This is a genomic window from Paramesorhizobium endophyticum (assembly GCF_014640615.1).
GTDB classification, from domain to species: domain Bacteria; phylum Pseudomonadota; class Alphaproteobacteria; order Rhizobiales; family Rhizobiaceae; genus Paramesorhizobium; species Paramesorhizobium endophyticum.
The window spans coordinates 1-20877 of record NZ_BMHH01000036.1 but is presented as its reverse complement, the minus strand read 5'-3'; the positions used below and the strand labels follow the sequence as shown (position 1 = coordinate 20877).

Below are 20877 nucleotides of genomic sequence, written 5' to 3'. Positions count from 1 at the left end.
CCATGATGGCGGTGACGGGTGAGATGAAGTCGAGGCCCAGCGGGAAGTCGGGGTGATCGTAACTGCCGGTCTGTGGGTTGAACGTCGCCGTCGAAACCAATGCTTGTCCGATGGGGGCATCGACGGGGACGGTGACGGTCATGGTCGCCTGGCCGTTCATCGTGATCGATTTGCCGCCACCTTGGAAGTTCACCGTCTGATCGGGGAAGGCCTTCCAGATGACCTCTGTGCCATCCGGCACAGGCGTCCCGACGTTGTTGTTATAGAATACAGTCAAATCGTGCGGCACGCTGCGGGTGAGGACATAGCCGTCCTTGGGAATGATGGTCATGTGGCCCTGGCCAGCGACGGGCTGGACTTCGGGAACGAAGGTAAGGTCGATACTGGAGCTGTTGCCGGCATTGTCAGCCATGTTGGTGGCATGGGCCTTGATGGTGGCGGTGATCTTGTCCGGGCCGTAGGTGGCAGATACCGCATTGATGGCGACGCCATTGGTGGCCTTTGTGGGATCCGGATCAAGCAGCTTGACGCCTGCAACAAGGGGATCGACGGTCCAGGTGATGGTGCCGGTCCAGTTCGGGTCGGTTACCGGCGTTCCGTCGAGATTGGTGTAGGTGGCCTCCAGAAGATGGGAGGCTGCCTCGCCCAGCAGGTGGTTGTCGAGCGACACGACAGTCAGCACCGTGCCCTGCGGCGCCGACGGTGCCGCGTCAAAAGTGATAGGATGGTTGGTGACGCCCCTGACAGGATCGGTCATATCTGCGCCGAGCGCGCAGGCATAGACCTTGACGGTGACGGGCTCGTTCGGTCCTGTCACCTTCATAGTCGTGTTTGTCGTCAGATTGCCCGGTTGGCCGGTGACATCCGAGGGGTTTGGCTGGAAGGTGACGGTATAGCCGGGGTTCTCGTCCGGATCGACCGACCATTCGACCTGGGTGAACGCCTCGCTTCCGCTATAGGTACCGGTGAGGGGCAGATCGGTATAAAGCGCCGGTTGCGCCGTCCCCGATGTGATGATGATCGGCGTCCCGAACGCGACAGGAAATGTCCCTAAATCATAGGCGCCGGTCGTGGAATTGAAGGATCGGGTGAAAATCGTCGCATCCGGAATGGTCGTCGAGCCGGAGTACTCTGTTACGCTGTTGTCATTTACATTGTAATGCATCCAGGGGAATGAAGGCGACACTTCGCTCATCGGAAATGCCCGCCATTCCACCATGTTCATATCGAACTTGGACGGCGGAGTGAAACCACTTACCGCCATGGGGTGGTATTGTGCCGGAGAAAACGGTACCGGGTCCGTTGTCGTCACGGTGATATCCTGTTGACCGGTCCGGCGTGCGTTCTGCTGGGAGAGCACGGTGATACTGCGCTTATCGCTTGTGCCGGTTGCAGTCGCCGTTACGGTTACGGGGAATGGCCCTGGTCCAGGCCCTGTGACCCGCAAGGCGTTTATTGCATAGCGTTGCCAAGTGTAGAATGTAGCAACGGGCGTCGGATCAGAAGTCAAAAACCGTGCCGTGGTACCGGCGGGCGCCGATGGATCGACACTCACAGACCAGGTGATTGTTCCATCCCACGGACCTAGTGGCGGATTATTTGCTTCATAATCGAAGTAGGCGGCACGGAAGGGATGAAAGTCAGTTCCGATCTCCAAAGGATCGCCGTCCCATGACTCAAGGGTGACGAGGTATCCCGAGGGGGGATTACCAGATGGATCCGTAGCCACGAGTTCTACTGACGCCGGCGTCAGATCCACTGCTGGGTCCTCGGCCCTGGCCCATATCCAGAAAAAGTCTGACAGCGAGCCTAGCAACGTGACTTGCGTGGTAAATTTGTTGCCAACCCTCTCGGAGCGAGGCGGATCGAACACATGGGTTTTTCTGCGGTCTGTGTTGGAAGTGTAAGCTGACTCCTCCCACACGACGAATTGAACGGCATTGTCCGTGCCGGTATATTCCGCAGTAACCGTGAAGGAGGTCCATCGTGGAAATTGTGTCAGTGGCAAGGGCGACGTGATCTTGAGCTGTCCGTTGGGGACGATGGTTTTGCCAAGGCTTTTTCGCGGGCTTCCAGGATAAGTTTTGGTCATGATTTAATTCCTTCAAACAGATCAGCGGGGAGACCCGCGCTGATAAAATCTATTCTGCAATATGCTTGATGCTTGGCAGCCCGGTTTAAATTCATCCGGTGCTGCAAGATCCGGGATCAAATCCCGGATCTTTTTTTTTGAGACGTCCGCAGGCTGCGTTAGGCCGGTATGTTCGCCTCATACCATCCGGCAGGGAGCGCTCTCTGGGTATCAATTTTGCTATACCACTTATGAGGAACGCTGTTCTGCATCTGCTGGATATAATATTCGAAGCCGCATGGTTTCCGCGGAGGCCTTACACTCGAATTCTGGTACCAACCTATGGACAAGGCATAGATCATGGAGACGAGCGATGTTGACCATACAAGTTTAGTTGGAGGGTTCGTGTCATATGCGAGGGTCGGTATTGGCGTGTTCAACTCATCAGGCTTATTATATGCCTGCGATCTGATGCTAACGCTGGTAGAGCTCTCATAGCCGTTCATGTAAAAAGTAAACACAACCGAGGTAGCGGTTATCGCCAGGGTTTTGTCGTAAGCTTTTCCCTTATCGCTTAATCCTAGCTGGGCTATTTGGATATCGGTGAGTATGAGCCCGAGCCCGTCATGGGCGTTGACAGTATTTTTGGTGATAATACCGGTCGACGGAAAGGGATCGACCAGTGGTTCCGGCGCTGAACGCGTAAGGCTAATGTCAGGCAGGTTGTTGCCCGGAGCACCCTTCACCTCATACTGTGACGCTGGACTGCAACTGATGTTGCCCTGGTTGTCTTGCGAAAAGACGGTAAACCAGTTGGACTTCGGACCTCCATTTAGGACAAGTTTCGTAACTGATTCGTTATCCAGCGTTGATGTCGTCGCTTGAGTATACAGGAAGGCAGAAGTATCATTGATGATAACGCCGCGGTACGGCGGGTTTGACTGTTCATCGTTGACGGGGACGGTTAGCCGGTATGTCGTTTGGCCAGGGTCAAGGGTGAGAATGTTGCCCCCTGCTGCATCGGGGAGCGTTGGAGCCACCCATCCGGGGGTCTGATCTCCGCTATCGGGCGTTGTGGAAAAAAAGAAATTCGCCGATGCTTCGGTACCGAGCCCCACCACGCTCCCGGTCACCTTGACAATTTGAATATTGACGCCCTCAGTTGTTGCGAGTTTGCAACGGGTTTGCCCATTCGTATTTGAATTGACGTAAAAGACGCCGGGTAGGCCCTCCAGCAGCGGTTGGTTGCTAATGGCATCATAGAGCTTGGCAGTTGTGCCCGGCGGATCGAGGATAAGCTCGGCTGCGGCGCCAGCGAAGCCGGATGAGCTGTCTTTGATGTTGAGAAATACGGTATAGTAATTGCCCGGGCTTGTCGGGTCGCCTGGCGTCGTCGCATAGGGCTCCGTCGACAGCACGTTTTGTCCCGAATTAGTTTCGTCGAATTCCTTAGTTGTGCAAGGCCCAAGCGGTATGGCTTGCCCATCATTCGATAGATTGCTTGTCAGGGGCGTGGCCGTCAGGGTAAATTCATCAGTATCTACAAGTGTGCTCGGTATTTCGATCTTCATACTTGCAACATAATAATCGTTCTCGTTTCGAATAGCCGCAATTCCGTTGGCAGGGACTGTTTTAACACCTTTTGCGGCAGCTGGCCCGGTGACTTCGACCTTAACATTGCCGTTAGGGCCGAATTCTGCGAAAGAGAGCCATAAATTAATTTCGCGGGGGGTACCCGATCCCGGACGCGGGTAGACGGTGCCGGCTGTCATCCATGTTACAGTATTCGTCATGATGTAATCCTTTATTTGGAAAAATGATTTCCTGTTTCCAAGCAATTCAGCAGGTGCTGATGTTCATGTCATTTGCTGTGTGCGCTGTTTTCAAGCTTTGACTGAATCTTATCCTAATTGTTTCGACCTGTAGCTTTTGTTCTCCATAATTTATATATTGATTATTACGAAATGGGCTTCCAATCAGAAACAGCTAAACTATCTCACCAGGGTTGCATGCTGTCAACCGGGAATGCACGGTCAGGTTAATAAATTTATTTATGCTACTATATGGAGAAGGCCGGGATTCAGCCGGACCAACACCTATGCCGGAATATTTGCCGTATAGGGCAATTGGATCTGAGATGTCAGGCTACTGTACCATCTGTTGGCCACGCCATTCTGCACTTGCTCGATATAATAGTCGAAACCGCATGGTTGCCGCGGAGGGACCGCCGATGAATTCTGATACCAGCCGACGGAGTGGGCGTATTTTAGAACCGCATAAGGCTGGCTCCATTCAAGCGCGGCATTATCTGTTGCGAGCGTCAGGCCAGGCAGGGGCGTATGCATATCGAAATTACTGAACCTGCGCGACTTGACGGCGATACTGGCCGACGATTCATACCCGTTCATATAATAGCCGAACACAACCGTCGTTGCGCTTGCCGGCAGGCTGGGATCGAAATTATTGCCGTTATCGCTCAGTCCCATTGAACTGATTATGATGGGGTTCAGCGCGATCGCGATGCCGTCATGGGCATTGATGTGATTTTTCGTCAGAACTCGGTTTGCCGGATCTGGATCGATCAGTGCTTCCGGCAGGACACGTGGGCCAGCATCCTGGTCGGGCAAATTGGCCCCCGGCGCGTTTTTCACGCCATAACCACTTGCCCCGCTGCATTCGATGGCGCCGTTGTGGTCTTGCGAAAAGACGGTAAACCAGTTGGAAACCGTCCCTCCGCCTATGACAAGATGCGTAACGGCTTCCCTTACCGTTGTGGTTGTTGAAGCATGAACCAGAAAGGCAAAGTCGTCGTTGATGATCACGCCGCGGTGGGCCGGGGTTGCATAGGGGTCGTTGATGGGCACGGTCAGCCGGAATGTTTTCTGGTCATGCTGAAGGTGAAGATAACCGTTTGAATCGGCGTCGGGGAGCGTTGGGGGAAGCCATCCGGGGCTCTGATCGGCGGTATCGGACGTTCTGGAAAAATAGAAATGCGCCGATGGGTTGGATTTCATCCCCACAACGTTCCCGGTCACGGTGACAACTTGAATACGGACGCCTGGATTTGTAGCGAGTCTGGCTTGGACTCGCCCTGACGCGTTAGAATTGATGTAATATACGCCCGGCAGGTATGACGATGCCTCCGTTGCGGTGTCATCGTCCAGATAGAGCTTCGAGGTGCCGGGCGGATCGAGGATAATTTCCGCCGCGGCGCCTGCGATGGCGCCGCCCGCCGGAGTTTTGACGTTGAGAAATATTTGATAATGATTGCCCGGCTTTGTCGGGTCGCCCGGCGTCTTCGCAAAATGCTGCACCGACAGCACGTTTTGTCCCGTTGTGGTCTCGTCAAACACCATGGATTTGCAAGGCCCAAGTGCGATGGGAGTCCCGTCACTGGATAGGTCGCTGTTCAGGGGCGTGGCTGTCAGCGTGAATGTGTCGCCATCGGTAACTGTATCCGGTATGCTGATAATCGCATGTGCCAAGTATATGCCGTTTGTCGAAATTATCTGCGCGAATTCATCCTTAAGGATTTTCACGCCTTTGGTGGTAGCCTCCCCGGTGACCCCGAATTGGACAAGGCCGTTGCCGGCCGTTCCCCCGTTTGCGCAGTTAACCCATAAACCAATTTCCTTGGCGCCATTGCCTGATGCCGGACGCGGATAGGTGACGCCGGCTGTCATCCAGTGAAGCGTATTGACCATGATGTAGCCCTTTATAAAAATAGATTTTCAAATAGAAAAGGCTGCCTTCCCAAAACGACCGGCGCGGATTTTATGGCTTCTGCCAAAACATGGACCGATTAGCTTCCTGAAGCGCGCCCACACAACGCGCTCCAGGCTTGTTTTATGCTTGCCGTCGTTCCCAAAAACGGTTCCCGCTTTTGGGAGGCATGCTTTACGCAGGAATATTTGCCGTATATGGCAATTGAGTCTGGGACGCGAGGCTGCTGTACCATCTGTTGGCCACGCCGTTCTGCAATTGCTCGATGTAATATTCGAAGCCGCACTTTTGCCGTGGAGGCACCGCCGACGGATTCTGATACCAGCCGACAGAGCAGGCGTATAGCAGGACTGCATAAGGCTGGCTCCATTGAAGCGAGGCTTTATTTGCGGTCAGCGTCAACTCCGGCACGGGAGTAACCATATAGCCGTTGTTGTACTTGTTCGATCTGAGGGCTAAGCTGGTCGCTGATTCATACCCGTTCATATAATAGCTGAACACCACCGTGGTTGCACTCGCCGGAAGGCTGGTGTCGTAATTGTTTCCCTTGTCGCTCGGTCCCATTTGGTCGATCAGGATGGGAGTGAGTGCGATCCCCAGGCCGCCATGGACGTTGACCACATTTCTCGTCAGGATACGGTTTGCCGGATCGGGATCGATCAGCGCTTCCGGCAGGACACGCGGAGAGAGGGCGGGGTTGGGCAGATTGAGCCCGGGCGTCCCTCGTATGGTATAACGCTGTAGAGGGCTGCAGGAGATATTGCCGGCCTGGTCCTGGGAAAAGGCGGTAAATGTATTGGGATTGGATGTCGTATCGAGGTCCGTGTCGGGGCGCAGAAACGTCGAAGTCGCTGTGGCGTCCACCTGGAATCCGACACGGTCGCTGATGATAACATGGCGGGTTACGCCGCCCGCTTCCGGATCGTTGACGATATAGGTGATCCGATAATCATTACCGACATCCGGAAGGGTAAGAACCCCGCCCACGGCATCAGGGAGGGTTGGCGCCAACCATCCTATTCCTTGATCTTGGGGATCCGGCGTCGTGGCAAAATAGAACCTGCCTATTGCGAGCGTTCCCAATCCCGTAAGGGTCGAATCCAGCGTTATATATTGAATATTGACGCCCGGCGTCGTCGCAAGGATGGCTGCCGCCTCACCTTGCGCGTTCGTGTTGATATAGTAAACGCCGGGCAGGAACGATGGCGCCTCCGTTCCATCTTGCAGATAGAGTTTGGAGGTGGACTGCGGACTCAGGTTGTACTGGACCGATACGCCCTCAATCGGGCCGCCGCCATTCTTCTTCCGGACGCTGACCCACACATTGTAATGGTAACCGACCAGGGTTGGGTCGCCCGGCGTCTTTGCGAAACTCTGCGGCGATCTCACAGTCTTGCCCGAATTCCCGTCGAAATTCCAAGCTGTGCAAGGTCCCAAGGCAATCGACACTCCATCCACTGTTCCGTCCGATTTCGTGGGTGTCGCGCTCAATGTGAATGTGTCGCCATCGGCAACGGTTGGCGGAATGGTCAAGGTCGCCCTTGCAAAGAAAATCTCCCCAGTTTTCTGTATGGCCGAGGGCGAAGTGATTGTCATGCCTTTGGTGACGGCGGGTCCGCTGATCTCGAACCGGACCTTCCCCTGATGGTCCGATCCATCATTGGCGCATATTACGAAGATTACGCTTTTTATATTGTCATCGGCCGTCTGCTGTATCGGATAAGCGGTTCCGGCCGTTAGCCAGGTAAGGGTATTGGGCATGAATTAACTCCTTGTTTAAAATGGTTTGCGGGCAATTCAGACATCGTCGGATGAAATATGCCTCTGCTACTCGGAAATATTGGCTGTATAGGGTTTTGCGGTTTGTGATGTCAGAAGGCTATACCAATGATGCTTCTGGCCGTTCTGGATCTGCTGAATATAATAATCGAAGCCGCATTGCTGCCGTGGCGGGATTGCCGATGCATTTTGGAACCAGCCTACGGAGAGGGCGTATTGCAAAATGGCAAATGGCTGCGTCCATTCGAGTGTAAGTTTGTCGGCGCTCAGCTGCGGGGCAGGCACCGGGGATGTCACGTCGTCGGTAAGGTTACTGAATGTTCCTTTCCTGATCGTCAAACTGTTGGGCGCCTCGTAGCCGTTCATGTAATAGCGAAACACGGCTGTGGTATCGGCCATCGCGTTGATGTCGAACGTTCCTCCAAGGTCGCTGGGGCCCATCATGCTGATCGTGATGGGATTGAGCGCGATCCCCAAGCCGTCATGCGCGTTGACGTAATTTTTGGTCAGGATACGGTTTGCCGGATCGGGATCGATCAGCGCCTCCGGCAGGATTTTTGGCTTTTCGTCGGGATTGGGCATGTTGCCCCAGGGCGTGCCCGAAACGCCATACTGGTTGTATGCGGAAAGGATCGAGCCGCTCGCATCCTGCGAAAAAACAGTAAACGTATTGGAGGTCGTGCTCGGATCGAAGATGAGATGCGTATCGGGCAGCAACAGCGTCTCTTCCGACGTGAAAGACACCGGAAAGGCGATCTGATCATTGATGATAACATGGCGCGTCACGTTCCCGTCATCCGGGTCGTTGATGGGCACGGCAAGCTTGTAATTCTGCCCGTCGTCCGGAAGGGTGAGAACCCCGTTGACCGCATCGGGAAGAGACGGCCCCTGCCATCCCGGTATCGCATCGGGATAATCCGGCGTGGTGGAAAAATAAACCGAGGTCTCCGCCCGCGTATGCGTGCCCTGCAGTTCCGATTCCAGTTTGAGCCATTGGATGTTGATGCCATCGGTCGTGGCGATGCGGGCGATCGCTTGTCCCTGCGCGTCGGTGTTGAGATAGAAGGCATCCGGCAGAAGCGCCGGCAGTCTTGCCAGCGTCGAATCGCTATAGAGCTTGACGTTGTTGGAGGGGGAAACACTAAATTCGACTGCAGCTCCAGGGATGGCGCCGCCGCCATTCTTCTTTCTGGCTGTCACGGAGAGCGTATAAAAATAGCCCGGCTTGGTCGCATCGCCCGGCGTTTTGGCATAAGCCTCCTTGACTTTCAGCGATTTCCCCGAGGATGGATCATAACGCCAGGCCGTCGCGTCCAGGCGGCCCGCCGGGGCGCCGTCCTCGGTCACCCTGTCGGATCGCACCGGTGTGGCGTTCAAAATGAAGTTTTCGCCATCGGTTACAGAGTCCGGCAGAATGAGTGTCATTCTTGCAACGTATACACCTGAAATTTCGATTATCTTTGCAAAGACGGTCGCCGATGAATCGCCCGGACCCGTCACGTCAAAGCGTACCTGTCCGGCATTGCTCGTTCCCTGATTAGTGCATTTAACCCAGATTACACTTTCGATCGTGCTGTCGCCGCCATCCTGGATCGGATAAGCAGTTCCGGCCGTTATCCAGGTGAGATCATTATTGCCGACCATGGCCTAATCCTTTGTTTTAAAATTGAAATATTGAATATTCTTTTGTTTGGATGAGCCGGACTGTACCACCCCAAATAAATGGGTGTCAAGATAAATGCTCTCGTTGGTTGTAAATTTCCACCGGGAAAACAAGAGCCTTTCCTGGTGCTCCGCTCTTGGGGGCGAGCTTTCCGACATAGTATAAACAGGCATTATCGGCAGTATAATTTGTAATGCCAATACAAATATTGATTTAATCAATTTTTACGATAAGTTGCGAGACTATACATTAGAAAAACTACGCAACTACAGCAGCATATTAAGGTGCCACCTTGGTTATTATCGGGAAAAAAATGAGCGATCATCCACGGAAATCCCTGTCTCGTCCATTCTGGCGGGTTTGGCGGCGCAGATTGCTTGCGGGTTCGGCGGTGGGCGCTGTTTTTGCAAGTTGTCTCCAGCCGTCCATTGCGCAGACATGGACGGCGCCAAGGGAGCATGGTGGCAATGGCGGCCAGACCGCCGGTGGCTCATGGGGGGTCGGCGGTACGCTGGGGATGGATGGAGTGAGCCCCATCCCATCAACCGGGGTAGCTGGCGGCCAGGGTGCCGGCGGCGGCGGAGCGGGCGGGGGAAACGGCGGTGTTGGTGGTAAAACGAACTTCGGGAACGGGGGCACGGCAGGAACAGCGGGAAACAGTGGGAGTGGCAATGGCGATGGCGGGAATGGCGGTAATGCACCTGATTCCACGACCACCCCTGGCGGTCCCGGCGGCGGCGGTGGAGGCGGTGGAGATCACGGGGCTACCTACAGCGGCACAACGGCCTATACAGTCGGCGCACCCATAAAGGGCTGGAAAGGCGGGAAGGGCGGGAATGGCGGAACCGCGTATAACTTCGGCACCCGAGCTGATGGCGGCGGCGGCGCCGGCGGCGGCGGAGGAGGATTTGGCCTTGTGCTCGATAATTTTGTCGATGTCACGAACAACTCGCATATCACAGGTGGCGACGGTGGCCCCGGCGGGACCGGCGGTGACGCTGTGGATACTAATGGTTTTTCCGGCAGCGGCGGTGCAGGCGGTGACGGCGGCGTCGGCCTTTACTTCTCAGTCCTCACCGGCATCAGCAACAAGGTTCTCGAAAATAAGCAGGGCGCCAGCATTTCAGGCGGGAAAGGCGGTGACGCCGGCGCCAGCGGCACGTCTCCTAACGGATTTAACACAGGAGATGGTGTCGGCGGGACGGGGGGCACCGGCATTATTGCTTCTGGCATCACGATCAATAACGCGGGAACCATTACCGGCGGAGACGGGGGGGCTGACCCGTATACGGGTCAGGCTGGCGGACGGGATGGGGTTGGGGGGGTCGGCATTTCCGGCGATGCGCTCATTATCAACAATGCAAGCACAGGCGTCATATCCGGCGGCAACGCGGGGATTGGAGCAGCCGGCAACCCATTAGTTATAGGCGGCACCGCCATTACCGGCACCTACAACTCAGGCAGAGGCACGACGATCGTAAACGCCGGCAGGATATCGGCCGGCAAGAATACTCAGGGGACGGTGTATCCTAACGCTATCGCCATCCAATTCACTGGTAACCAAAACGTAATGGAAATTCAGCCCGGTTCCGTCCTTGAAGGTACAATAAGAGCCCCCGACACGAACAATACATTACGTCTGGGCGGAGACGTGGGAACCGATCAATTCGATTTGGCTCAGTTAGTGCTCCAATACAGCGTCTTTAACGCATACGAAAAAGTGGGCAAGAGTACATGGACTTTAACCGGTGCCATCCCCACCGGCCAAAGCACGCCATGGACTCTCAAGGAAGGGGAACTCGCGGTCGATTCCGCGGCAAAGCTCGGGCAAGTCGGCGATACGCTGACATTCGACGGCGGCCTGCTTAAGGTCACCGGCACGACGTTCACCTCTTTGGCCGGCACGGTGACGCCGGTCTGGGGCGCCGGGGGCGGCGGGTTCGACATCGACGATCCGACCAATACTTTTGTCCTCGGAACCGAATTTCAGGGCTTTACCGGCGGACCCCTCACCAAAGCCGGGCCAGGCACTCTGCAGAGTCAGGTCTTAGGCTTCAATTTCAAGGATCTCAACCTCCTCGGCGGTGTGTATACGGGTATTTATGCGTCTGGACTTGCTGGCGACCCGACAGGCTTGATCACCCTGAATGGCGGTGTGTTCCAGTTGATAGGCAACAATTCCCAGCCATGGGGCCCTAACCAGCCCTGGGCCATCGGCCCCAATGGCGGCGGTATCGACATGGCCACTGCAGGACATATCCTCACCATAAACATGCCCATCACCCAGTCCGGCGCCAGCGCCGGCGTGCTCACTAAAGATGGCCCCGGCACGCTCGTGCTTGGCGGCGCCAATCAGAATGACGGCCTCACAATTTATAACGGTGTGGTTTCGGTGAAGGCGGCCAACAATATAGGCGTCGGTGGCCTGACTTTCGATTCGAAGACCGTTGCCGCACCAACGTCTGGTACGCTGCAAACGACGGACACGATCATTTACAACGGAGCGGTAACGTTCGACGCCGCGGGAACCTTCGATGTCGGGCCCGCCGCAGCCAATAGCTTGACGCTCGCCGGCGATATCGGAGGCGGGAATGATCTGACCAAGATCGGGCCGGGCGATCTCATCCTCACCGGCACCAACGACACCGCCGGTTCGGGCTTTTCGGGCACCATGGATATCCAGTCGGGCAATCTCGCCGTCGGCGCTGGCGGAACGACGGGAACGCTGGGTCTCGGCACGAGCACCGTTTCGCTCGCGACCGGCAGCAACCTCACCTTCAACCGGTCGAACGCCTATGCGTATGCGGGCAAGATCACCGGCCTCGGCAGCATAGACCAGGCGGGCGGCCCGAACAGCGTGACCACCCTCAGCGGTGACAATGATTATAAGGGCACGACGACCGTTACCTCCGGCACCCTGATGATCGATGGTGATCAGACGAACGCGACCGGGGCGACCGAGGTGAAGAGCGGCGGCACACTGGGCGGCACTGGCACCATCGGCGGCAATGTGACGGTCGATGGCAACGGCACGCTCACCTCGCAGTATGCGGGCGGGGCCGGCGGAAAGCTGACCATCAAGGGCGCCCTGGACTTCCAAGCCAGTTCCATCATGGATTTCAACTACAAGGCCGATCCGGGGGGCAGCGGCGATTGGGATGCGGCGCAGATCCAGGTCACGGGCGGTAACATCGTGATCGACTCGAATGCCGTATTGAATGTGAAAGTGGATTCGGGAGTGACCCTTACGCCCGGAAACTACGGATTGCTGCAAGCGACAACAGGAACGAGGACGGGCCAATTCAAGCCAGGAGCCATCCCCGCGAACTTCGTCGTCAAATACGACATTGCGAATGAGGTCTACCTCACCGTTCCCGCAGCCACCACCCAGACGTTCAATTATTGGGACGGCCCCAACACGACATGGACTGGCTCGGTCAAGGGCGGTTCCGGCACGTGGCAGGCCGGCACCGCTCTCACCAACTGGTCCGACCCGAGTGCTGGCCAGAATGGCGGCTTCACTGACAAGACCTTCGCCATGTTCGAGGGAACAGCATGCAGTTCCAGCGCCCCATGCACGGTCACGGTGGATAACAGCGGGGGCGCGATCAATGTCGGCGGCATGCAGTTCAGCGTGGACGGCTATGAGGTGACCGGCGGTGTCCTAACCTTGTGGCCCACGACGGGCGCAGCGGCCAATCAGAGCGTCATCAAGGTTGGCTATCAGGCGGGCGACGAAAACAAGAAGGCGACAATCGGTTCCCAACTGGTCGATGCGCCGGGCCAGGCCATTCAACTGGTCAAGGATCAGGCCGGCATACTCGTGCTGACGAACACCAGCAACAGCTATAGCGGCGGCACGCTGCTCGATCAGGGTACGCTGTCGGTCGGGGATGACGGGAACCTCGGGAACGGAGGCGCGATCACATTCCGTGGCGGCATATTGCAGGTGACCGGCACGAGCTTCAACTCGACGGCGCGCCAGATCAACTGGACGACGTCGGGCGGTGGTTATGACATCGCGGATGCGAACAACACCTTCACGCTGTCGCAGACGCAGACGATCAGCGGCGCTGCCCCGTTCGTCAAGAAAGGCGCCGGCACCCTGGTGTTTACCGGAAGCAACGAACAGTTCGAGGGGATCATGTCCGTCCAGCAGGGCACGCTCCAGGTCGGCAACGGCGGAACGACGGGAACGCTGGGCAAAAGCTCGAGCATCGTCTCTCTTGAGGCGGGCAGTACTCTCAAGTTCAATCGCAGCGATTTCTACACCTATAGCGGAAAGATCACCGGTAACGGCGGTATCGATCAGGCCGGTGGCCCAGGCAGCATAACCACCCTTGTCAACGACAACGACTACAAGGGGACGACCACCGTCTCCTCCGGTGCGCTGCTGATCAATGGCGATCAGTCGAACGCCACCGGTGCGACGACGGTGAAAAGCGGCGGCACACTGCGCGGCGCGGGCACTATCGGCGGCGCCGTGACGATCAATGGCGGCGGCACGCTTTACTCACAGGACGAACTCGGCTTCAGCATAAACAAGCTCACGCTCAAAAGTACGCTGACGCTGGACGCCAATTCGAATACGGAGTTCTACTATAACGCCGGCGGTCCGGTCGGCACTGCGGATGCGCTGCAGATTCAGGTCGGAGACCTCGTGACGATCGACCCAGCCGCAAAATTGAACGTGAAGCTTGGCCCAGGCGCGACGTTCGATCCCGGGATTTACGGCCTGATCGAATCGACCAAACCGATCTCCGGCGAATTCAGCAAGACGGACTCCAGTCTACCGCCGAACACCTTCGTTCAATATCACGACACGGAGTACCAGGTTAACCTCTACGTTCCCGGCACATCGATAACTCCCACTACGCATAACTTCTGGGATGGATCGACCACGAGCGCCAACAATCAGATCGATGGCGGTTCGGGCACCTGGCAGGCTGCCAGCCCGGGCGGCCTGACCAACTGGACGAATTACGAGGGAACGAATAACGGCGGCTTCACCGACAAGACCTTCACTATCTTCCAGACCCAGGGCGGCGAAGTGACGCTGGATATGAGCAAGGGGAGCATTGATGTCGCTGGCATGCAATTCACCGTGGACGGCTATGTCCTGAGGGGGGGGGTCATAACGCTGTGGCCCTCGCCCGTATCCCCGACCAGTGGCGTCAGAAGCATCATCCGCACCGGCATGAACACGCCGGATAGTGCAGACATGACGACGGTGATTGAATCGCAACTGATCAATGCGCCTGGCAGGCATATCCAATTGGTAAAGGCCGATCTCGGCACATTGGTGCTGACGAATGACCAAAACAGCTACAGCGGCGGCACGGTCTTCGACGGCGGCACACTGTCCGTGTCGTCGGACGGCAATCTCGGGGCCGCCACCGGCGAACTCACCTTCGACGGGGGTATAATGCAGGTGACCGGCGAGAAATACCGATCGACCACGCGTGCCATCAAATGGGAGGAAGAGGGCGGCGGCTTCGATATCGCCGACAAGGACAATATCTTCACTCTCTCGGCATCGCAGACGCTGAGCGGCCCTGGTGGGCTCCTCAAGAGGGGCGCTGGTACGCTGGTGATGTCCGGTGCTAACTCCTACACCGGCGACACAGTGGTGGAAGGCGGCACACTCCAAGCCGCTGCCGCCAATGTCTTCAGCTCGGCTTCCGCTTTCACTGTGGAGCAAAACGGCGCGCTCGCCACTGGCGGGTTTGACCAAAGCCTCGCCTCGCTCTCCAACGCAGGCGATGTGAGCCTACAGGGTACCGCGCCGGGTACAACACTCACCATTACGGGAGACTATACCGGACAGGGCGGCGTCGTTTCCCTTAACACCGCGCTCGGAGACGATAATTCCAAGACCGATCGTCTCGTCGTCAAGGGCAACACCTCGGGCACCAGCACGCTGGTGGTGAATAATGTTGGCGGCACCGGCGATCAGACACAGCAGCAGGGCATCAAGGTCATTGAGGTGGACGGCAATTCGAACGGTACCTTCAAATTGAAGGGTGACTACGTTTACCATGGCGATCAGGCCGTGACCGCCGGCGCCTATGCCTACCGGCTCTTCAAGGGCAGCGCGAGTGCAGCTACCGGTGGCACCGCATCCATCGCTGCCGCTGATGCAATCGATGAAAGTGACTGGTATCTGCGCTCGGTGTTGAAAGGATCTGTAACGCCGCAATATCAGCCCGGTGTGCCAATCTACGAGGCGTATTCCTCGGTGCTGCAGGAACTGAACGCGGTAGGTACCCTGCGCCAGCGCGTCGGCAACCGCTACTGGAGCGGCGCCGCCAACCCGGCGGTCGCACAGGGCGATAGCGAGGGAACCATGGTTCCCGCGAAGGAGGCGGGCGCGGATATCGCCAGCGACACCTACATCTGGGGCCGGGTAGAAGGCGCACATGGCCGCTTCGAGCCGCGCTATTCCACCTCCGCGACGCGTTACAACGTCAACACTTATGGCTTGGAGACCGGAATCGACGGCAAGCTCTACGAGACGGCACAGGGCGCCGTGATCGGCGGGGTTACCATGCATTACGGCTATGCCAAGGCCAATATGGGCTCGGTGCATGGGTACGGTGGCGTCGATGCCAACGGTTATGGCTTTGGCGGCACGCTGACCTGGTATGGCGATGACGGGGTCTATGTGGACGCCGTCGCGCAGACCACCTGGTATACCAACGACCTGACCTCGGACACGGCGCGCCGTTCGCTCGCCAGCGATATCGACGGCTTCGGCTATGCGCTGAGCCTTGAAGCCGGCAAGCGGGTGGCCATCGATCCCAACTGGTCGATAACGCCGCAGGCGCAGTTGACCTGGTCGGCGATCCAGTTCGATGGCTTCACGGACAGCTTCGGAGCTCATGTCACACATGACGAGACCGACAGCCTGAAAGGGCGGCTTGGAATCGCTGCGGATTATGGCCAAGCCTGGCGCGACGAGCAGGGCCTGTTGACGCAGGCCAACCTCTACGCCATTGCCAACCTCTCCTATGAGTTCAGCAAGGCGACCAAGATCAAGGTGGCCGGCGTTCCCTTCGCCACGCAGAACGACCGCTATTGGGGGGGACTGGGCGCTGGCGGCACCTATAGCTGGGCCGATGGCAAATATGCCTTCTATGGTGAGGCGACAATCGATACCAGCCTCGAGCATTTCGCCGACAGCTACAGACTCAGTGGCAATCTCGGGTTCAGAGTTAAGTGGTAGTCGGGGCGTAGAGGCATTTTGTTTGGATGGAAGTGCTGTCCTGCCAGTGGTTCCATCCAAAATTATCTTTTACTTCGCTGCTCACGCGGTAGTATATTTACTTGGAACCCGATGAGCATACTTGACCGGGAGAATGCGGGAATGGGGGCACGGCAGGAAACCGCAGCACCCGACCAGGCCCACGATATCGCTGAAGACCCAAAAAGGGCAATGCGCAAAGTATCCCTCCGGCCAAGGCCGCGGAGGTTGCGGTGCGTCTGAAGCGGACGGCTTGGCGCATCTGACGATTTTATTAAACTCTGTTAGCTTAACCAACTATTCTAAAATTATAAATTGATGGATTGATCAATTGCCCCCTCAGAGCCTTAAATGTTGATTTTTGCTATTGATAATAAAGGGGGCGACACGATGGCGGAAATCGATATCGAAGCGCGTTTATCTTATATAGTCGACATGCTGCGCGAACTGTTCAAGCTGGTGGATAAGGAACAGTGACCATCCGCAGGGAAAATGGCGACAGCGTCCGCTTCGAGGTAAGCGCGGCGATCGAAACGAATGTCGAGATCCGCACCTTGAAGGCGGGAGGAATATTGCCGCTGATCCTCAAACGATTCTCGTAACCGATATATTTATGGCTTATGAAAAGGCAAAAACCTTAAGACCATTTACTTCCGAGGCAATGCCTCAATCTTTTCTTCGGTTCGTTCTGTAATAAACGATTGAGGAGTCGTGGTTCTCGGAGTTGTTTATGACGAGCATCTTAAAATTGCTTTTTGCCGCATTCACTTCAGGACACAGGACGCAAATTTGCAGCGATTTGCCACGCTCCTCAAAACAGCGGCAAGCCAGATCAGCAAGGGCCTCGGCCTCTAGAGGCCAGCGAATATCGCCTCGATCCGCGCTGTCTCGTCATCGGTGAGCGCCGCGAATTCCTTTTCGCTGGCTCGCTTCGATAGTTTGCCCCCGTTTTGCCGCAGGAACCGGAAAAGCAGGTCGAGCACCCGGTCCGGCATGTCGAGCATGCCTTTTACTTCTACCTGAAACGATCATAGCTCCTGAGGAATGCGGTTTCTGCGGGCAGATCGACATCGATGGCACGTGCGACGCATTCGAACAGAAACTCCGCGTGAGGCGTCGCATCGAAGTAGCGGTAAAAGTCCGCCGTTTCGTTCAGCACCTCGACATTGCCCGGGTCAGTCGGACGCCAGCGGATAAAGGGCAAAAGACGGCGGAAATAGCTTTCCAGCACGCTCCGGTATTCTTCGATTCGATCGAGAATGACCGCAGATATGCTGGCGATCCGGGGCGGATTGGTGACGAGGATCGCAATTTTGAAATGCAGGTCGGGGATTTGCTCGAAATCGGCTTCCAGCATCGCGCGGTAGCCATCGATCCCGAGCGGCCTGCCATTATGATGGACCGCGTCATGGACAAACCAGCCAAGATTTGCTCAGTCCCGCCTGTTGAGGCAGGCGATGTAGTCGCGATAGATCGCTTCAAGATCGAGGGTTTTTATCCTTGCTCCATCTGGCCGGTTCCGTCGTAAACGCGCCAAACTCGCCAGCTATTGAGACGCGACGAGTTCAGAGGATAATGGATGTTACAACAATATATTGCTTTCCCACCCAAACGAATTTCGAATGCGGTGTTTGCCATGATCGCCGGTGCGCTGCTGGCCGGATGTTCGCGATCTGATACAGATACAAAGGAAACGTCTCCGGCGAAAGATACTCACGCGTCAGCGTCGCCAGCCGGCGAAACTGTTGGAGGCGACGGCTCGGAAATCAGGCTCGACCAACTGACAGCCGGCGATCTTGAGGGCGCGGGATTATCCGGCGAGCTTGCTTGCAGCTTCTCGACCGGCGACACCCAACCGGTCCTGTTTGCCAAGGGCATCGTTCGTCGGCTCGAGCGAACCTGCCCACGGTGTCCGTCAAGGTCTCCGGTTATATGGAGCGCATCGGCGCGCCCGGCGGATTTAACGGGATGGTCAAGGGCGCTACCTTCACGGGCCAGGGCAAGACGATCAAGATCACGATCACAGGTGCTGCGAACGAAGGCGGGGAATCCCCGGCACGGCCTGCGACGCTCGTCTATGAACGGGCTTGCTGGGCGTTGGGAGTGCGGCCCGTAGGGCTGACCGCCGGTCGCAACGGTCCCGCGGGATGTAGTAGCGCAGAGCTTCGACTGCCGTCGGGCGCATACTGACACCGAGTGGGCAATCTGCAACACGCCAGACCTCCGCAACCTCGATGAAAAGGTGGCGGCGATGTATCATAGGCTGATGACCAGCCCTGACTCGCCACCCGGGCTCAAATCCAGGGCCGAGCAATTGCAAACCTCTTGGCTCCATGGCGACGCGACCAGTGCAATGGCGATGTGACATGTCTCAACAGCGCTTATAAGGAGATATCGGATAGGCTGATGGCGCTGCCCTACGTTTATGCTGACGCTTCAGCGGGTTCAGCAAATCCACCGAGTATCGAACCGCGGTGTAATGCGTCGGCTGCGCGGTCGGCCGATGAATACAAGACGGCGGTCTGCAGCAGCAGAAAACTGCGCGACACTGCAAAGCGGGCGGATGAACTGGCGGGTGTGCTCCGGCCGCGCCTTCCGCAATCTCTCCGTGCGGTCTTGGATCGGCAGCAGGGTGGGTTTTCCAGCTTGACAGGCTATTGTCCGAACCATGAGGCCTTCGCCAGTTGCATTTCCCAGGCGCTGAACGCCCGCGTGCGGGATTTGGAGGATTTGCACGCCAGTCTCGGTAAGGCAATTCGCGAATGCAAAACCGTCGGAGGTATCGATTAAGGACAGTGACGTTGGCGACGGCGGAGCGTCAAGCGTCTACAATGCCTACATCATCGAATATGAGGGAACGGAAACGTGCCAGATCCGCGGCTTTCCCTCGATCCTCGTCACCGATGAAACCGGGAAAGCGCTGCCGAATTATGCCACCTATTCCAGCGCTAGGTCCCTTTGCGCCTCTCTGCCGGTGACGCTTTCCGCCAGGAACAGAACTGCCTGGTTCAAAATTTCGATAGCCACCGCCTGCGAGGGCGGGCCGAATGGCGAAAAGATCAAAGTCGCTCTTCCCCATTCGCAGGAATGGCTCCGCACAATTGATTATCCGTCTGCCAATTGTAAGGTCACCGTCTCGCCGGTCAGCATGATTTCGGTGTTGCGATCCGCGTTCGGTGGGTAGGTTCTGCCAAAGGCGTCGTACATCGCGAAGTCGCCTTCCGAAGGGTGGCTGGGAGCTTTGCGGCCAACCGGCGGCACCATTATGACGGGCAGACTTTCCTCACGTGAAACTGCTAAAATGGAAGGGCTGCATTCACCGAAGGCGAGTACAAAATAGACGGCTGAAAGCCGGTCATGTCTTGTGCGTAAGTTCATTGAGGCCCTCAGCCATGGTCATGATAGGCTGATATCCCAGCTCAGTACGGGCCTTGCCGATGTCCAGAGTGATTTCGACCGCCGAGCTCGCAAAGATCTGGCGGTTGATCGGCGCCTTGATGCGACCAAGACTGATCCGCTCCACGAAATCACCCACCGCCGCCATGCCTCGCAGGATGGAGCGAGGCAGGCTTTTATTCGGCGCGGCAATTCCCTGTGTTTGCAGAAGCCCTCCTACAATCGCGCGAAACGGCACGGGTTCGCCATCGGTGATGAAATAGACTTCACCGCTTCGGCCTTTCAGAAGTGCCAGTTCAACTCCATGGCAGAGATTGGCGACATGGGTTGTGGATGTGAGGTAGTCGCCTCCGTCAATCCAGGCGAACTTCCCGGAATGCACGGCGGCCACGAGTTGCGGGAGCGCCGTCGTGTCGTCACGACCCCAGACAAAGCGCGGCCGGATGACCACGGCATCGAAGCCCGGCATGGCCAATGCCAGCACTGCCTGCTCGGCTTCCGCCTTGGTCCTGGAATAGCTGCCGGCGGGTTTCTTCGGGTGAGGATGCGTCTCGGTTGCATTTACCAGCGGCCCTCCATCCAAAAGCACGGATTCACTGCTGATATACACCGCTTTGCCAATGTCCGCTCGGCGCGCCGCCTCGAAGACATTGCGTGTTCCCTCCACATTGATGCGCCTTTGTCTGGAGGAGTGTGCCGAACCATGGCTGGTGTCGGCAGCGGCATGGACGAGCATATCGCAGCCTCGCATGCCCTCCGTGAGCTGCGGACTCAATACGTCACTTTCGAAGGGCGTAGCCCCAAGCGCCGTCACGACCTGAGCCGATCGGGGACTGCGCACCAAGGCGACGACTTCCAGGCCTCTATCGGTGAAATGACGTATCAGGTTGCGCCCGACATAGCCGCTTCCTCCTGTGATGAAGAGCCGCTGACCGGCTAGAGCGCGTCCACTTTACTCGGGGTCATATCCGCAGGATTTGAAGTAGTTGGCACATTCCTGCG

General features: G+C 56.9%; 15 protein-coding genes. 5 read left to right on the top strand and 10 right to left on the bottom strand.

Going from position 1 to position 20877, the window contains the following annotated elements:
* The 6 genes from IEX53_RS22335 to IEX53_RS22310 form a co-directional block, all read right to left on the bottom strand.
* Nucleotides 1-1312 (bottom strand): hypothetical protein (locus IEX53_RS22335; protein ID WP_188826384.1); only part of this gene is annotated, 1312 nt, incomplete at its 3' end.
* A 938-nt stretch (nt 1313-2250) separates the two neighbouring features.
* Nucleotides 2251-3864, bottom strand: coding sequence for a hypothetical protein (locus tag IEX53_RS22330; protein WP_188826383.1), 1614 nt, complete (start codon nt 3862-3864; stop codon nt 2251-2253).
* 303 nt (nt 3865-4167) lie between these two features.
* Nucleotides 4168-5775, bottom strand: a complete 1608-nt coding sequence (locus tag IEX53_RS22325) for a hypothetical protein (protein ID WP_188826382.1) — start codon at nt 5773-5775, stop codon at nt 4168-4170.
* 193 nt (nt 5776-5968) lie between these two features.
* A complete protein-coding gene (locus IEX53_RS22320; protein ID WP_188826381.1) occupies nt 5969-7555 on the bottom strand; it encodes a hypothetical protein in 1587 nt (528 codons plus the stop codon).
* A 66-nt stretch (nt 7556-7621) separates the two neighbouring features.
* Entirely contained in the window at nt 7622-9217 is a 1596-nt protein-coding gene (locus IEX53_RS22315) for a hypothetical protein (protein ID WP_188826380.1), read from the bottom strand.
* A gap of 560 nt (nt 9218-9777) precedes the next feature.
* Nucleotides 9778-10191 (bottom strand): hypothetical protein, encoded by a 414-nt coding sequence (locus tag IEX53_RS22310; RefSeq protein ID WP_188826379.1) that lies wholly within the window; start codon nt 10189-10191, stop codon nt 9778-9780.
* A gap of 765 nt (nt 10192-10956) precedes the next feature.
* Between IEX53_RS22310 and IEX53_RS22305 the strand changes: the two genes are divergently transcribed.
* From IEX53_RS22305 to IEX53_RS24215, 3 genes are all read left to right on the top strand, one after another.
* Entirely contained in the window at nt 10957-16461 is a 5505-nt protein-coding gene (locus IEX53_RS22305) for an autotransporter outer membrane beta-barrel domain-containing protein (protein WP_188826378.1), read from the top strand.
* Between the two features lie 369 nt (nt 16462-16830).
* On the top strand, nt 16831-16956 hold the full coding sequence (locus IEX53_RS24220) for a hypothetical protein (protein ID WP_268902609.1): 126 nt from the start codon (nt 16831-16833) through the stop codon (nt 16954-16956).
* Nucleotides 16953-17081 carry a hypothetical protein gene (locus IEX53_RS24215; protein ID WP_268902608.1) on the top strand — a complete coding sequence of 43 codons (129 nt, stop codon included), beginning with the start codon at nt 16953-16955 and terminating at the stop codon, nt 17079-17081. Before IEX53_RS24220 ends, IEX53_RS24215 begins: the two co-directional genes overlap by 4 nt.
* A gap of 249 nt (nt 17082-17330) precedes the next feature.
* On the opposite strand, the gene IEX53_RS22300 is transcribed toward IEX53_RS24215, so the two are convergent.
* Both IEX53_RS22300 and IEX53_RS24435 read right to left on the bottom strand, forming a co-directional pair.
* A complete protein-coding gene (locus tag IEX53_RS22300) occupies nt 17331-17483 on the bottom strand; it encodes a hypothetical protein (protein ID WP_188826377.1) in 153 nt (50 codons plus the stop codon).
* Between the two features lie 11 nt (nt 17484-17494).
* Nucleotides 17495-17854, bottom strand: a complete 360-nt coding sequence (locus IEX53_RS24435; protein WP_373288712.1) for a nuclear transport factor 2 family protein — start codon at nt 17852-17854, stop codon at nt 17495-17497.
* Nucleotides 17855-18306: 452 nt separating this feature from the next.
* On the opposite strand from IEX53_RS24435, the gene IEX53_RS22290 reads away from it, so the two are divergent.
* Together IEX53_RS22290 and IEX53_RS22285 are read left to right on the top strand one after the other, a co-directional pair.
* Nucleotides 18307-18669 carry a hypothetical protein gene (locus IEX53_RS22290; protein WP_188826376.1) on the top strand — a complete coding sequence of 121 codons (363 nt, stop codon included), beginning with the start codon at nt 18307-18309 and terminating at the stop codon, nt 18667-18669.
* Between the two features lie 216 nt (nt 18670-18885).
* On the top strand, nt 18886-19269 hold the full coding sequence (locus IEX53_RS22285) for a hypothetical protein (RefSeq protein WP_188826375.1): 384 nt from the start codon (nt 18886-18888) through the stop codon (nt 19267-19269).
* A gap of 315 nt (nt 19270-19584) precedes the next feature.
* Here IEX53_RS22285 and IEX53_RS22280 read toward each other — a convergent pair whose 3' ends face one another.
* Nucleotides 19585-19857 (bottom strand): hypothetical protein, encoded by a 273-nt coding sequence (locus IEX53_RS22280; RefSeq protein ID WP_188826374.1) that lies wholly within the window; start codon nt 19855-19857, stop codon nt 19585-19587.
* Entirely contained in the window at nt 19835-20794 is a 960-nt protein-coding gene (locus IEX53_RS22275; RefSeq protein ID WP_188826385.1) for an NAD-dependent epimerase/dehydratase family protein, read from the bottom strand. Before IEX53_RS22275 ends, IEX53_RS22280 begins: the two co-directional genes overlap by 23 nt.
* Nucleotides 20795-20877: the final 83 nt, after the last annotated feature.